This window comes from Saliphagus sp. LR7 (assembly GCF_003344565.1).
Lineage (GTDB): Archaea > Halobacteriota > Halobacteria > Halobacteriales > Natrialbaceae > Saliphagus > Saliphagus infecundisoli.
This window is the reverse complement of the sequence record NZ_QPND01000002.1, coordinates 107,984-120,337: the sequence shown is the minus strand read 5'-3', so window position 1 is coordinate 120,337 and position 12,354 is coordinate 107,984. Positions and strand designations below refer to the sequence as shown.

At 68.9% G+C, this 12,354-nt stretch carries 15 protein-coding genes; 7 read left to right on the top strand and 8 right to left on the bottom strand.

Annotated features, from left to right (window positions below):
- Positions 1-7: 7 nt before the first annotated feature.
- From DVH23_RS03235 to DVH23_RS03225, 3 genes are read right to left on the bottom strand one after another with little or no spacing between them, the layout of a single operon-like run.
- Entirely contained in the window at positions 8-610 is a 603-nt protein-coding gene (locus DVH23_RS03235; protein WP_114576004.1) for an L-threonylcarbamoyladenylate synthase, read from the bottom strand.
- 43 nt (positions 611-653) lie between these two features.
- Positions 654-1,148: a redoxin domain-containing protein gene (locus tag DVH23_RS03230; RefSeq protein ID WP_114576003.1), complete on the bottom strand. Its 495-nt coding sequence runs from the start codon at positions 1,146-1,148 to the stop codon at positions 654-656.
- Positions 1,148-1,489: a glutathione S-transferase N-terminal domain-containing protein gene (locus tag DVH23_RS03225; protein ID WP_114576002.1), complete on the bottom strand. Its 342-nt coding sequence runs from the start codon at positions 1,487-1,489 to the stop codon at positions 1,148-1,150. Before DVH23_RS03225 ends, DVH23_RS03230 begins: the two co-directional genes overlap by 1 nt.
- Positions 1,490-1,607: 118 nt before the next feature.
- On the opposite strand from DVH23_RS03225, the gene DVH23_RS03220 reads away from it, so the two are divergent.
- A complete protein-coding gene (locus DVH23_RS03220) occupies positions 1,608-2,972 on the top strand; it encodes a hemolysin family protein (RefSeq protein ID WP_114576001.1) in 1,365 nt (454 codons plus the stop codon).
- A 6-nt stretch (positions 2,973-2,978) separates the two neighbouring features.
- Here DVH23_RS03220 and DVH23_RS03215 read toward each other — a convergent pair whose 3' ends face one another.
- Positions 2,979-3,659 (bottom strand): hypothetical protein, encoded by a 681-nt coding sequence (locus tag DVH23_RS03215; protein WP_114576000.1) that lies wholly within the window; start codon positions 3,657-3,659, stop codon positions 2,979-2,981.
- A 45-nt stretch (positions 3,660-3,704) separates the two neighbouring features.
- Positions 3,705-4,901: an inorganic phosphate transporter gene (locus DVH23_RS03210; RefSeq protein WP_114575999.1), complete on the bottom strand. Its 1,197-nt coding sequence runs from the start codon at positions 4,899-4,901 to the stop codon at positions 3,705-3,707.
- Positions 4,902-5,052: 151 nt separating this feature from the next.
- Between DVH23_RS03210 and DVH23_RS03205 the strand changes: the two genes are divergently transcribed.
- From DVH23_RS03205 to DVH23_RS03190, 4 genes are read left to right on the top strand one after another with little or no spacing between them, the layout of a single operon-like run.
- Positions 5,053-6,069 carry a transporter substrate-binding domain-containing protein gene (locus DVH23_RS03205; RefSeq protein WP_114575998.1) on the top strand — a complete coding sequence of 339 codons (1,017 nt, stop codon included), beginning with the start codon at positions 5,053-5,055 and terminating at the stop codon, positions 6,067-6,069.
- A 3-nt stretch (positions 6,070-6,072) separates the two neighbouring features.
- Positions 6,073-6,909 carry an amino acid ABC transporter permease gene (locus tag DVH23_RS03200; RefSeq protein ID WP_114575997.1) on the top strand — a complete coding sequence of 279 codons (837 nt, stop codon included), beginning with the start codon at positions 6,073-6,075 and terminating at the stop codon, positions 6,907-6,909.
- Positions 6,906-7,688 carry an amino acid ABC transporter ATP-binding protein gene (locus DVH23_RS03195; RefSeq protein ID WP_114575996.1) on the top strand — a complete coding sequence of 261 codons (783 nt, stop codon included), beginning with the start codon at positions 6,906-6,908 and terminating at the stop codon, positions 7,686-7,688. Before DVH23_RS03200 ends, DVH23_RS03195 begins: the two co-directional genes overlap by 4 nt.
- Entirely contained in the window at positions 7,681-8,649 is a 969-nt protein-coding gene (locus DVH23_RS03190) for an amino acid ABC transporter permease (RefSeq protein ID WP_114575995.1), read from the top strand. The genes DVH23_RS03195 and DVH23_RS03190 overlap by 8 nt, the downstream gene beginning before the upstream one ends.
- 30 nt (positions 8,650-8,679) lie before the next feature.
- On the opposite strand, the gene DVH23_RS03185 is transcribed toward DVH23_RS03190, so the two are convergent.
- The 3 genes from DVH23_RS03185 to DVH23_RS03175 form a co-directional block, all read right to left on the bottom strand.
- Entirely contained in the window at positions 8,680-9,396 is a 717-nt protein-coding gene (locus DVH23_RS03185) for a DUF5828 family protein (protein ID WP_114575994.1), read from the bottom strand.
- 63 nt (positions 9,397-9,459) lie between these two features.
- Positions 9,460-9,666 carry a hypothetical protein gene (locus tag DVH23_RS03180; protein ID WP_114575993.1) on the bottom strand — a complete coding sequence of 69 codons (207 nt, stop codon included), beginning with the start codon at positions 9,664-9,666 and terminating at the stop codon, positions 9,460-9,462.
- A 41-nt stretch (positions 9,667-9,707) separates the two neighbouring features.
- Positions 9,708-10,907 (bottom strand): GTP-binding protein, encoded by a 1,200-nt coding sequence (locus DVH23_RS03175; protein ID WP_114575992.1) that lies wholly within the window; start codon positions 10,905-10,907, stop codon positions 9,708-9,710.
- Positions 10,908-11,035: 128 nt separating this feature from the next.
- On the opposite strand from DVH23_RS03175, the gene DVH23_RS24080 reads away from it, so the two are divergent.
- A complete protein-coding gene (locus tag DVH23_RS24080; protein WP_198667823.1) occupies positions 11,036-11,371 on the top strand; it encodes a hypothetical protein in 336 nt (111 codons plus the stop codon).
- Complete coding sequence (locus tag DVH23_RS03170) at positions 11,371-12,342, top strand: ArsA family ATPase (protein WP_198667822.1); 972 nt, start codon at positions 11,371-11,373, stop codon at positions 12,340-12,342. The genes DVH23_RS24080 and DVH23_RS03170 overlap by 1 nt, the downstream gene beginning before the upstream one ends.
- Positions 12,343-12,354: the final 12 nt, after the last annotated feature.

Here is a 12,354-nt window from a genome sequence, read left to right as displayed (position 1 = left end):
GGGTGCGTCAATCCTGCGTCTCGCCGGCGAGCCAGCCCTCGACTCGCTCGGCGAGCGCGCCGCGGCGGTGGATCCGTCCGTGTTCGACGTCGACGACGGTGCTCGGGGGAGCCTCGCCGTCGGCGGTCGCCGGATCGTCCGCGAGGACGACGGCGACCGCCTCGCGGATCGTCGGATCGAGGTCGGCCGCCCGCCGGACCGATGGCTCCCCGCTTCTGTTCGCGCTGGTGGCCGTGATCGGCCCCGCCCGCTCGGCGAGCGCGAGCGCGGGCTCGCAGTCGGGAACTCGGACCCCGACCCGGTCGCCGCCCGCGGTGAGGACGTCCGGGATCGCTCCCCCGCGCCGGCAGACGACGGTCACCGGACCGGGGAGGAACGCCCGCATGAACCGCTCCTCGCGCTCTCCCGCCCGGACGTACTCGAGGGCGCGGTCGACGCTTCCGACCGCAACGGAGACCGGCTTCGAGCGGTCGCGGCCCTTCGCCTCGAAGACCCGCTCGACGGCCGCGGAGTCGGTCGCGTCGGCTCCCAGCCCGTACACCGTCTCCGTCGGGTAGACGACGAGTTCGCCCCGTTCGATCGCCCTCACGGCGGCCTCGAAATCGTCCATGAGGACAGTGGCCGGCTGGCGGCCAAAAGCGCTGCGTCCCGGCTCAGAGCCGTGCGTCGACCTCGTCGTAGTCGGGGAACTCGGGCCACTCGCTTGCGACCCAGGCGTACTCGACGGTCAGGTCGTCCTCGAGCAGGAAGATCGCCGGCCGGGGTTCCTCGATTTCCGCCATCCCGTCGAGGTCGTTGACGATGCCGTACTCCTCGGCGACGCCGTTGGCCGGGTCCGAGAAGAGCGGGGCGTCGATTCCCCGGTCATCGATAAATCGCTTGTGCTCGTAGGGCGTCGATATCGAGAGCCCGACGACCTCGATGGCGTCGGTCCAGCCGCGGTCGCGGATCTCGTTCCACATGTAGGTCGCCGGAAAGGCGCCGTCCATCGGGTGACAGACCAGCAGGAGCCGTCCGTCGGCGACCGCCGACAGCCGGGCGTCCTCCCAGTACTCCCCGTTGACGAGCGGGCGCTCGAAGTCGGGCGCGTGGTCGCCCTCCTCGACGTGGTCGGTCTCGGGAAGCGAGACGACGTCGAAGTCGGGCATCAGTCGCCACCCCCAGTCCCGGCGTCGTGAGGCCCGTCGGTTGCCGCGCTCTCATCCTCGCGGCGCCCACTGATTGCCGCGCTCTCCCCGTACGTCCGCTCGAGGTAGTCGACGATGTTCGCGCTCTCGGACATCGTCACGCCCGTTCGAGGGTCGACGATGGCGGGCACCGAGCGTTTGCCCGAGACCCGCTTGACGACGTTCCGGTCGGAGTGCATCGGTTCGACGAATCGCGAGCGGTACTCGAGCCCGCAGGCGTCGAGCGTCCGGGTGACCCGCTCACAGAACGGACACGCCTGGAGACGATAGAACGTGATCGGGGCGTCGGAGTCGAGTGCCATACCCCCCGTTGGGACCCGCGTCCGGTAAGCGTGTCGTCGGTCGCGGCCCGGAGAGAACGCGTTGGAGTGCCGAAAGCGGAAACTGTTAATCGGCCCGGTGATAAATCGAGGGTAGTCAATGGTACCGTCCGCGATTCTCGAGGTTGCGCTTGCGACGTACGAACTCCCCGTGATCGGAACGGAGATCAATCAGACCGCGGTCACCGTCGCGGGCGCCCTCGTCGTCGTCATGTTGATCGGTCTCTCGGGGTTTTTCTCCTCGTCGGAGATCGCGCTGTTCAACCTCCCGAAACACCGCCTCGACGGGATGGTCGAGGACGGCATCCCCGGCGCGAAGCGAGTCGAGTCGCTCAAAGAGGACCCCCACCGCCTGCTCGTGACGATCCTCGTCGGGAACAACGTCGCCAACATCGCGATGACCTCGATCACGACCGCGCTGCTCGGCTTTTACTTCGGCGGGCTCTCCGCGGTCCTGCTCTCGACGGTCGGCATCACGGCGGTCGTCCTGTTGTTCGGCGAGAGCGGGCCCAAGTCCTACGCCGTCGAGCACACCGAGAGCTGGTCGATCCGGGTCGCACGGCCCCTGAAGGCCACCGAGTACCTCCTCTTTCCGCTCGTCGTCCTCTTCGACCACCTCACTCGCCAGATCAACAAGCTCACCGGCTCGACGGAGGGCGCCATCGAGAGCCCCTACGTCACCAGAGACGAGATCCAGGGGATGATCGAGTCCGGCGAGCGCGAGGGCGTGTTGGAGGAAGAAGAACACGAGATGCTCCAGCGGATCTTCCGGTTCAACCAGACGATCGTCAAGGAGGTGATGACCCCGCGCCTCGACGTCACCGCCGTCCCCAAGGACGCCGGGATCGACGAGGCGATCGAAACCTGCATCCAGAGCGGCCACGCCCGGATCCCCGTCTACGAGGGCAGCCTCGACAACATCCAGGGCGTCGTCCACATCCGCGACCTCGTCCGGGACCTGAACTACGGCGAGACCCACGACCTCGAGCTCGAGGACATGATCCAGCCGACCTTACACGTCCCCGAGTCGAAAAACGTCGACGAACTCCTCGCGGAGATGCGCGAGGGACGGATGCACATGGTGATCGTCGTCGACGAGTTCGGGACCACCGAGGGGATCGTCACGATGGAGGACATGGTCGAGGAGATCGTCGGCGAGATCTTGGAGGGCACCGAGGACGAACCCGTCGAAGAGATCGACGACCACACCGTCCTCGTCCGCGGCGAGGTCAACGTCGAGGACGTAAACGAGGCCTTAGAGATCGACCTCCCGGAGGGCGAGGAGTTCGAGACGATCGCGGGCTTCATCTTCAACCGCGCGGGCCGGCTCGTCGAGGAGGGCGAGGAGATCGAGTTCGACGGCGTCCGGATCACCGTCGAGGACGTCGAGAACACCCGGATCATGAAGGCGCGGCTGACGAAGGTAAAGCGAGAGGAACCCGCCGAGGCCGACGTCGAGGAGTGAACCGGGCTACCGGCCGACCATCCCCTCGAGGTCGCGGGCGACGCGGGGCGGGACCACGAGCCGGCGCGGACCCGGCACGTACACCCCGTCGGGCTGGGCGTAGGTGAGAGAGACGATCGCCCACTCGCCCAGGTAGCGTGCGGAGATCGCCTCGACGGTGGCGAGGTCGATCGCCTCCTCCGGTTCGTAGAGATAGATCGCCCCCTCCTCGGGGTCGAGGACCCCGACCGACCGGAGGGTGGTCGAAAGCGCGACCGCGACGAGCGCAAGCGGGAGCGTGAGCGCGGCGAGGAAGTTCCCGACGCTGCCGCCGACGACGAGCACGGACAGCACCATGAACGAGCCGACGACGACGGCGCCGGCGATGGCGTCGACGGCCCGCCCGGTGTCGGTTCCTGACTCGGCCTCGGGGTCGGAGGTGCCGACGCCCGGCAGCCATCCCTCGAGGCGCTCGAGCCAGACGCCGAGGTCGCCGGCGATCGCGAGGGCGGCGATCGTGGCCGCGAGAGCCGCCAGTGCGGCGATGACGACCGGCCGGGTGCCCGTGCCGCCGGCCAGTCCGAGGAAGCGTCCGAAGACGACGAGGACGATCGCGGCGAGGAAGGTGCCGGCGCCGAGCGCCCACAGCGCGCGGATCGGCGGCGACGTCGAGGGGTCCCGTCGCCACCGGACGGTGTGGTCGTCCATGGTCGATACGGGGTGCCGGCCGGCCAAAGGCCGTTCGGTTCCGCCTCAGAACAGGAGGAGGGAGACGAGGGTGTAGCCGAGATAGGAGAGCCCGAGCGAGATCGCAAGCGAGAGCACCCACGCGAGGACGGTGTATGCCATCTTGCGGCCGCTGACGCCGCCGCCGGCGCCGGAGGCGGAGGCGGCGTAGCCGCTCCCGATGATCGAGCTGACGATGATCTCGTTGAACGAGACGGGGATGCCGTAGAGGACGGCGATCTGGGCGATCGCAAACGAGGGGATCAACGCGGCGATCGACCGCCGGGGGCCCAGCGAGGAGTAGTCCTGGGCGATCGCCTTGATCATCCGGGGCGCGCCGGTCCACGACCCCACGAGCAGGCCGACGCCGCCGCCGACCAGCAGCGCCAGCAGGGGAAGCCCGAGGTCGCCCGACAGCGGGATCAGCGGGCCGATCGCGAGCCCGACCTGGCTCCCGCCCGCCGAGAAGGCGACGAGCGCGCCGAGCGCTAATAAGAAATGGCGCTGGCCCCGATCGACGTCGGCCCGCAGGTCGGCGGCGAGGACGACCGCCCAGAGCGCCATCACGGCGACCGTCACGAGCGCCGGACCCAGCAGCGAGGGGCCGCCGAGGCCGCCGCCGGCGGCGACGGCGATCGAGGCCCCGCCGTCGCCCGAGCCCAGCACCGCGAACTCGATGTTGGCGACGATCGCGCCGACGAGGGCGGCGAGGCCGACGACGGTGTAGCGTTCGGGGATCTCCACGTCTCGCAGGAGGCGAGCGATCGAGTAGGCGATCCCGCCGCCGGCGAAGGGGGTAAGGACCCACAGGGTTCCGATCTCCCGGTACTTCGCCCACGCCGGGTCCCCACCCATCGCCAGTCCGACGCCGACTACCGCACCCGTCACCGTAAACGCCGTCGCTATCGGGTAGCCCGCGAAGACGCCGGTCGCGACCAGGGCGGCGGCGACCGTGAGCCCGATCGTCGCCGCCTCCGGGGAGAGGACGACGCCGCCGATCAGGTCGCGCCCGACCGCCTCGCTGACGTTCGCACCCTGGAGGACCGCCCCCGCAAAGCCAAGCAGGCCGACGATAAAGCCCGCCCGCATCACTGAGATCGCGTTCGCGCCGACGGCGGGGGCGAACGGCGTCGAGCCGGACGAGCCGGCGCCGATCGCCCACGCCATGAAGAGGCTGGCGCCGGCGGCCACGAGGAAGGTTCCGAGCGTCGCGACGTCGACCATCTGTGTGTCGGTTGCCCGCGACCCTACAAGTGTGTGCCGACCTGGGGACGAGGCGCCGTCCCGCCGAGTGCCGGCGTGTGGGTCATGAGAGCGAGCAACGGCCGCGAACCGGACCCTCAACTACTAAGGAGTTGCTCCCGGAGTAGTAGCCATGGATCCGACCGACCGAATCGACAGACGACGGTATCTGGCACTGGCCGGTGCCGCGGGCGCGATCGGGATCGCCGGCTGTCTCGAGGACGCCGGCGGAAACGGGAACGGCAATGGAAACGGAAACGGGAACGGCAACGGAGACGGCGGGGGCGGAAACGAGACGGAGGAGACGGAAACGGACGAAGAGACGGCGGACAACGAGACCGACGGCAACGCAACCGGCAACGAGACGGAGACGACGGACAACGAAACCGCCGGCAACGAGAGCGACGACAACGCGACTGACGGTGCTGACAACGAAACCGACGGCAACGAGACGGCCGGCGAGGGTGGCCGCGAGATCGTCGCCGGCACCGCCTCGGGCTTCCCGCCGTTCGAGATGGTCCAGGAGGGCGAACTCGTCGGCTTCGACATCGACCTCCTCGAGGCGGTCGTCGACGAGACCGAGTACGAACTCACGGGGTGGGAGGACCTCGAGTTCGACTCGCTCCAGCCGGCGCTCCAGAACGGTAACATCGACGTCATCGCGGCGGCGATGACGATCACCGAGGAGCGCCAGGAGTCGGTCGCGTTCAGCGACCCCTACTACAGCGCCGACCAGTCGGTGCTGGTCGCAGAAGACGCGGAGTTTCAGCCCGAGGAGCTGGCGGATCTCGAGGACCGCGAGATCGGCGCCCAGTCGGGAACGACCGGCGAGACCGTCGTCAACGAGGACCTGATCGACGAGGGGCTGATCGGGGACGACCAGTACACCTCCTTCGACAACTACGTCCTCGCAGTCGAGGACCTAGAGCGGGGACTGATCGACGCGGTCGTCCTCGACGAGCCGGTCGGGGAGACCTTCCAGGCCGACCGCGCCGTCGAGGTCGCGTTCGTCTTCGAGACCGGAGAGGAGTACGCCTTCGCCGTCCGCCAGGACGACGGGGACCTCCAGACCGCCTTGAGCGACGGGATCGCCGCCGTCGAGGAGGCGAGCGACCTCGAGGAGATCACCCGCGAGTGGTTCGGCGAATAGGGGATGGAGGCGCTTCTGGCACCCGTCGAGACGGTCGCGGCATTCCCGCTCCCGGAACTTGCCGTCGCCGTGCCGAGCGAGGAGGCGGTCGACGAGGTCCTCGGCGAGGACTGGGCGTTCGTCTATCGCAACCGGTGGCACCTGCTCGGCGGAGCCGCGGTGACGGTCGCGCTGACAGCGACGAGCCTCCTGCTTGGATTTCTCGCGGGCTTTCCCGCGGGAGCGATCGAAACCTACGGCTCGGGCTACTCCCGATCTCTCGTCCGAAAGCTCGGCGTCCTCCTGCGGGGGACCCCGATCCTCGTCATCATGATCTACGCCTTCTTCGTGTTGCCGATCGGGATCGTCGTCGGCCCGGTCGTCGCGGTCCTCGAGGGGCTCGATTCCCTGCTCGCGCCGACGCCGCTTGCGGTCCCGGCGGTCGGCGAGGCGTTCGTCGCCGCGACGATCGCGCTGGGGCTGCGCAGCGCGGCCTACCAGTCCCAGATCTTCCGGGGGGCCCTGGCGAGCGTCGGCGAGGGCCAGATGCGGGCCGCCCGGTCGGTCGGGATGAGTAGGTTGGGCGCGATCAGACACGTGATCGTCCCCCAGGCGCTGCGCCGGAGCGTTCCGGGCTTTCAAAACGAGTTCACCATCGTCCTGAAAGACACCTCGATCGCCTTCGCGATCGGGCTGGGCGAACTCCTCAAACGGAGCAACGACCTCTTTACCCAGCAGACGACCGCGGTACTGGAGATCATTCTCGCGGCGAGCCTGATCTACTTCGTGCTCACCTTCGGGACGAACCGCGGCCTCGACTACGCCAGCGAGCGCTACGCGATCCCGGGTGAGGGAACGTGAGCCGGGAGACGGCGGGGACGGCGGACGACCGCGAGCCCGGAACGGACCCCCTCCTGCGCATCGAGGACGTCCGGAAGTCCTACGGCAGCGAGGAGGTGCTCCGAGACGTCTCGATGACGGTCGATCGGGGCGACGTCGAGGTGCTCGTCGGCCCCAGCGGGAGCGGGAAATCGACCCTGCTGCAGTGTATCAACCGACTGACCGAGGTCGATTCCGGACGGATCTTCCTCGAGGACCTCGAGATCACGGCGCCCGAAACGGATCCCAACGAGGTCCGAGGGCGCATCGGGATGGTGTTTCAGGACATCAACCTCTTTACCCATCTCACCGCCCGCAAGAACGTCACGCTCGGCCTGGAGAAAGTGCGGGGGATGGACCGAGAGGAGGCCCGACTGCGGGCCGACGAGGAACTCGACCGCGTCGGGCTGGCGGATCAGGCCGACTCCTACCCCGCACAGCTCTCTGGCGGGCAGAAACAGCGCGTCGGGATCGCCCGCGCGCTCGCGATGGACCCCGAACTGATGCTGTTCGACGAGCCCACGAGCGCGCTCGACCCCGAACTCAGCAACGAGGTGCTCGCGGTGATGGAGCAGCTCGTCGAGGAGGGGATGACAATGGTCGTCGTCACCCACGAGATGCGCTTCGCCCGCGGTGGCGCGACGGGAATCACCTTCCTCGACGAGGGAGAGATCGTCGAGCGCGGCCCACCGGAGACGCTCTTCGAGAACCCCGACCACGAACGGACCGCACGCTTCTTCGAGAGCATCCGCCATGACTGACCGTCCGGATCTCGGCCGGCTCCTGACCATCGTCGCCGCGGTCGCCTTCTGGGGTTGGCTCCTCTCGCGGTGGGCGACGGACTGGCTGCTCGCCCCCCTGGGGATCGGCCCCGGCCGCGGCGAGAACTACCTCTCGCCGGCCCCCCTCGAGGACGCCGCCGGGACGTTCGAGGGGACGGCGGCCGCGGTCGGTCCGCTCCGGGTTCGGGTCGATCCCATCGCGACGGTTCTCGACGGCGCGGCGCTGGCGGTCGAGGTCGCCCCCGTGCTCGCCGACGGCGCCTGGCACACGATCGTGCTGACGGCGGTGAGCCTCCTGCTTGGGCTGGCGATCGCCGTCCCCCTCGCGGTCGTGCGCGTCTACGGCGGCCCCTTCGCCTGGTTCGCGCTTCTCTACACCGAGTTGATCCGGGGGACGCCGCTGCTCGCCCAGCTGTTCGTCCTCTACTACGGCCTCGATCTCGCGGTCTGGCTCAACGACGTCGACGTCGTCGGCCGGGGGTTCGTCCCCGAGTACGCCTTCTGGATCGCGATCATCGGCTTTACCATCAACGGCTCGGCCTACCAGGCCGAGTACATCCGGGGTGCCTTGGAGAGCGTCGACGAGGGCCAGTTGACCGCGGCGCGGGCGGTCGGGCTCTCGAAATCGGAGGGGATCAGGTACGTCGTCCTCCCCCAGACGCTCCGGTACGCGATCCCTGCCTGGACGAACGAACTCGTCTACCTCATCAAGTACTCCTCGCTTGCGGGCTTCATCACGGTGCCCGAACTCTACTACCGCGCGAGCCGGATCGCCTCGACGACCCTCGAGTACACCCCGGTCTTCACGCTGCTCGCGCTCGTCTACATCGGCCTCGTGCTGACGGCGACCGACGCGATGGGCCGGCTGGAACGTCGCGTCGCGGTGCCGGGGCTGGGCGGTGGCGAGGGGCGCCAGCAGGCCCGGACCGAGGGCGAGTAAACGGGTCAGTCGGCCACGACGGGTCGACCGTCAGTTCGTCGTCGACCGGGAGTTATCCTCGGGTTCCGGCGGGGGTTCGGCGCCCTCGATGGCCTCGGCGGCCGTCGTGTCCTTTGGCGTCTCGACGTGCCAGCGGTCGACGTCGTCCTCGTACTCCTCTAAGATCCCCGAGACGTCGTCCTTCAAGACGTCGTCGTTGATGTTGACCTCGAAGACGAACGACTCGCCCTCCTCGCGGGCCGACTGCTGGACGTTGGCGCTGATGAGTTCGTTGTCGAAGTAGTAGGGGGCGAGCTGGGTCATCACCTTCCGGTAGACGGTGTCCTCGACCTGCCGGATCGCCTTTCGGCTCGCCGAGTCCGCGGCGCGGGCGACGTAGTCGATCGACTCCCGCCAGTTGCCGACGGCGTCCTCGCGGTCGTCCTCCTCGATGGCCTCGTAGGACTCCGAGAGCTTCTCGCCTGCGGTCTGGAGGTCCTCGTCGGGCTTCTTGCCCGCCTTCTCGCCTCTGCCCTCCCCGACGCTGGCCTGATCGGCGGTCTTCTCGTTGACATCGCTCTCTAAGGTCTCGTGGGCCTTCGGGCGCCACTCCTCCCACTCGTCGAACGCGCGGGCGAAACGGGCACCGTAGTCGGCGTCCGGGTCGTCGGCGCCGGCCTCCCGAAGGGCCTGCGTGACCCGTTCGCCGTGTTCGACGACCGCTCCCCAGTCGCCGCGAACCTCGAACCCGGAGATGCTCTCTTGCATTCGGCTGGAACGGTGGTATGAGCCCGACCCGTATAAAGCTCTCCGCTACGAGTCCAAGCCCGACTACTCGCTCGTCACGACGTAGGTGAGGACGACGAGCACGAGCGCGAACGCGACGACCCGCCCCCAGGAGAAGGTGGTGAGCCCGGCGAACGCCGAGAGCCACAGCAGGAGGGCGGCGAAGGCAGTGGAGAGCGCGACGTTGAGGGCGAACAACACCGCGGGGTGGCCCGAGGAGGAGTCGAGTCCCTCGGAGAGATCGCCGCTCATGCCCCGAGCGTTCTCCGCGATCCGACTTAAGGATACCCCGGCTACGCCCGGAGTACGGCCCGCTCGCCCTGCTCGGTCGGGAACGGATCCTCGCCGCCGGCGCTCTCGCCGTCCTCGAGAAGGCAGGCGTCGATCGCGTCCTCGAGCGCCGCCGCGTCGAGATCGGTCCCGAGACAGACCAGCTCCGTCCGGCGGTCTCCATAGTCGTCGTCCCAGGGGAGGTCGGGGTGGTTCTCCCGGTAGAGCTCCCGCCGGGACCGGGGAAGCGAGGCGATCCACGGACCCTCGCCAACCGCCGAAACCGACCGACCCGCGAGGCTAGCATAGATTGCGAGCTCGTCGCGGCCGGCGAGCCAGCAGACGCCCTTCGCCCGGACGACCTCGAGATCTCGAAGGAAGTCTGCGAACCGCGCAGGGTCGAGCGGCCGGCGGCGCCGGATGACGTGGCTCTCGACGCCGTAGACCGTTTCGGGCGAGCGGTGGTCGTGGCTCGTGTGGTCGGCGTGGCCGCCCGGGTCGTGGTCCGCGTGGCCGCCGTGGCCCCCACCGCCCTCGAGGGCGCGCTGCCAGCCCGCGAGTTCGCCGAGCGCGTCGGGATCGAACCGATCCGCGAACAGCCGGTCGGGGTCGATCTCCGAGTAGGTCGTCCGGACGACCGCCGCGTCGGGCTGGAGGCCGAAGACGATCGCCTCGAGATGTTCGAGTTCCGAGTCCTCAAGGAGGTCGCACTTGTTCAGGAGGACGAGGTTGCTCACCTCGATCTGTTCGATCAGCAGGTCGGCGAGCGGGCGGTCGGTCGCGTCGGGCGGCGTCTCCCGCTCGAGGGTTTCTCCCGAAAGAGTCTCGGCGAGGACGGCACTGTCGGCGACGGTCACGAGCGAGGCGACCTCGAAGCGGGCGGCGGCGTCGCCGGCGGTGAAGAGGCGGGCGACCGGCGCGGGCTCGCTGATCCCCGAGGACTCGACGACGAGGTGGTCGAACTCGTAGCCGTCGGCGAGGCCTCTGACTGCGGTGGCGAGGTCGTCCCGGAGCTCACAGCAGATACAGCCGTTCGAGAGCTCGGCGATCCCCTCGCTCGGGAGGCGCCGTTCGAGCAGGGAGGCGTCGACGTTGACCTCGCCCATGTCGTTGACCAGCACCGCGAGCCGGCGGTCGGCGGTCTCGAGGAGGTGGTTCAACAGGGTGGTCTTGCCCGCCCCCAGGTTCCCGCTGACGACGGTCACGGGGATCGAATCCGACATGGCGGTCGGTTACGGCTGCGTGGTGAAAACCGGCCCGGTCGTTCGTGAGGTTCCCGAGGACTGCCGGCGGGCCGGTCCGGTTCGGCGGTTGGCGACATTCTTTTGGCCGCGCCGTGAAACCGACCCACATGGCGATCGCCGACCGGATCGCAGCCTACAGGGAACGCCTCGAGGCCTGGCTCGAGGCCCGCTTCGGCGGGACCGTCGCCGAGGAGTGGGCCAGAGGGCTCTACCATGGGATGGTCTCGCATCCGGCCTACGAGAAGATCGAGTTCGAGGCCGAGGACCGCGAGGACGCGTTCATGCTCGCCTGCTTCCCCGACGCCTTCGGCATCCCGAGTCCCGTCTCCTATTACACCGCCGAACTGCTCCCCTACCTCGAGGACGAGTACGAGGCCTGGCAGCGCCGGATGTGGGACCGGAGTTCGATGTTAGAACGGAAGGGCCGCCAGCATCACCTCTGATGGAGAGTTCGAGGTTCGTCTTCGTCGGCGGGAAAGGCGGGGTAGGGAAGACGACCGTCGCCAGCGCCTACGGCGTCCGCCGGGCGCGCGCAGGCGACCGGGTCCTGCTGGTCTCGACCGATCCCGCCCACAGCACGAGCGACGTCTTCGGCCAGGAACTCGGCGACGACCCCCAGCCAGTGAGAGGTCACGACGGTCTCGAGGCCGTCGAGATCGATCCCGAAAGCGAGGTCGAGACCCACCTCCAGGGACTCAAACGGGAGCTTGGAACCCAGATGAGCCCGGTCCTGGTAAACGAGATCGACGTCCAACTCGAGATGGCCCATCGAACGCCGGGGGCCTACGAGGCGGCGCTGTTCGACCGGTTCGTCGACGTCATGCGCGAGTCCGGGGGCTACGACCGGGTCGTCTTCGACACCGCGCCAACGGGGGGCACCCTCCGGCTGCTCTCCCTGCCGGACCTGCTCGAGGGCTGGATCGAGCGCCTGAAGGAGAAACGAACGGAGAGCATCGACCTCTACGAGAAGGCGGCGATCGGCAACCGGACGCCCCGCCGGCTGCTGGAGGGCGATCCGATCCTCGCGCGTCTGGAGGAGCGCCGCGAGCGCTTTGCGTTCGCCGGCGATGCGCTGCGGGAGGACGCCGCCTTCGCGCTCGTCGTTACCCCCGACGAGCTCTCGATCCGGGAGACCGAGCGAGCGATCGACGACCTCGCCGATTCGGATCTCTCGGTTGGTGCGCTCGTCGTCAACCGGCTGCTCCCCTGGCCCGAACCCGACGAGGAGGGGCGGGGCGCGACGTATCTCCGCGAGCGGGGGCGCTCACAGCGGGCCAGGGTCCGGGAGGCCAGAGAGCGCCTCGATCCCCCGGTCGTCGCCGAGATCGAGGCCCGGACCCGGGAGGTGACCGGCGACCTCCTGGGCGAGGTCGCCGGGGAGGTGGCGCTGTCGGTCGACGGCGGCGAGAAGTAACGCGAGTCGGAG

Excerpts from the sequence above, each read along its gene's own strand:
- DVH23_RS03230 (WP_114576003.1), bottom strand. The coding sequence starts at position 1,148 with ATGCCCGACTTCGACGTCGTCTCGCTTCCCGAGACCGACCACGTCGAG.
- DVH23_RS03185 (WP_114575994.1), bottom strand. The coding sequence starts at position 9,396 with ATGCAAGAGAGCATCTCCGGGTTCGAGGTTCGCGGCGACTGGGGAGCG.
- DVH23_RS03175 (WP_114575992.1), bottom strand. The coding sequence starts at position 10,907 with ATGTCGGATTCGATCCCCGTGACCGTCGTCAGCGGGAACCTGGGGGCG.
- DVH23_RS03190 (WP_114575995.1), top strand. The coding sequence starts at position 7,681 with ATGACTGACCGTCCGGATCTCGGCCGGCTCCTGACCATCGTCGCCGCG.
- DVH23_RS03235 (WP_114576004.1), bottom strand. The coding sequence starts at position 610 with ATGGACGATTTCGAGGCCGCCGTGAGGGCGATCGAACGGGGCGAACTC.
- DVH23_RS03220 (WP_114576001.1), top strand. The coding sequence starts at position 1,608 with ATGGTACCGTCCGCGATTCTCGAGGTTGCGCTTGCGACGTACGAACTC.
- DVH23_RS03200 (WP_114575997.1), top strand. The coding sequence starts at position 6,073 with ATGGAGGCGCTTCTGGCACCCGTCGAGACGGTCGCGGCATTCCCGCTC.
- DVH23_RS24080 (WP_198667823.1), top strand. The coding sequence starts at position 11,036 with ATGGCGATCGCCGACCGGATCGCAGCCTACAGGGAACGCCTCGAGGCC.
- DVH23_RS03180 (WP_114575993.1), bottom strand. The coding sequence starts at position 9,666 with ATGAGCGGCGATCTCTCCGAGGGACTCGACTCCTCCTCGGGCCACCCC.
- DVH23_RS03210 (WP_114575999.1), bottom strand. The coding sequence starts at position 4,901 with ATGGTCGACGTCGCGACGCTCGGAACCTTCCTCGTGGCCGCCGGCGCC.
- DVH23_RS03170 (WP_198667822.1), top strand. The coding sequence starts at position 11,371 with ATGGAGAGTTCGAGGTTCGTCTTCGTCGGCGGGAAAGGCGGGGTAGGG.
- DVH23_RS03215 (WP_114576000.1), bottom strand. The coding sequence starts at position 3,659 with ATGGACGACCACACCGTCCGGTGGCGACGGGACCCCTCGACGTCGCCG.
- DVH23_RS03205 (WP_114575998.1), top strand. The coding sequence starts at position 5,053 with ATGGATCCGACCGACCGAATCGACAGACGACGGTATCTGGCACTGGCC.
- DVH23_RS03225 (WP_114576002.1), bottom strand. The coding sequence starts at position 1,489 with ATGGCACTCGACTCCGACGCCCCGATCACGTTCTATCGTCTCCAGGCG.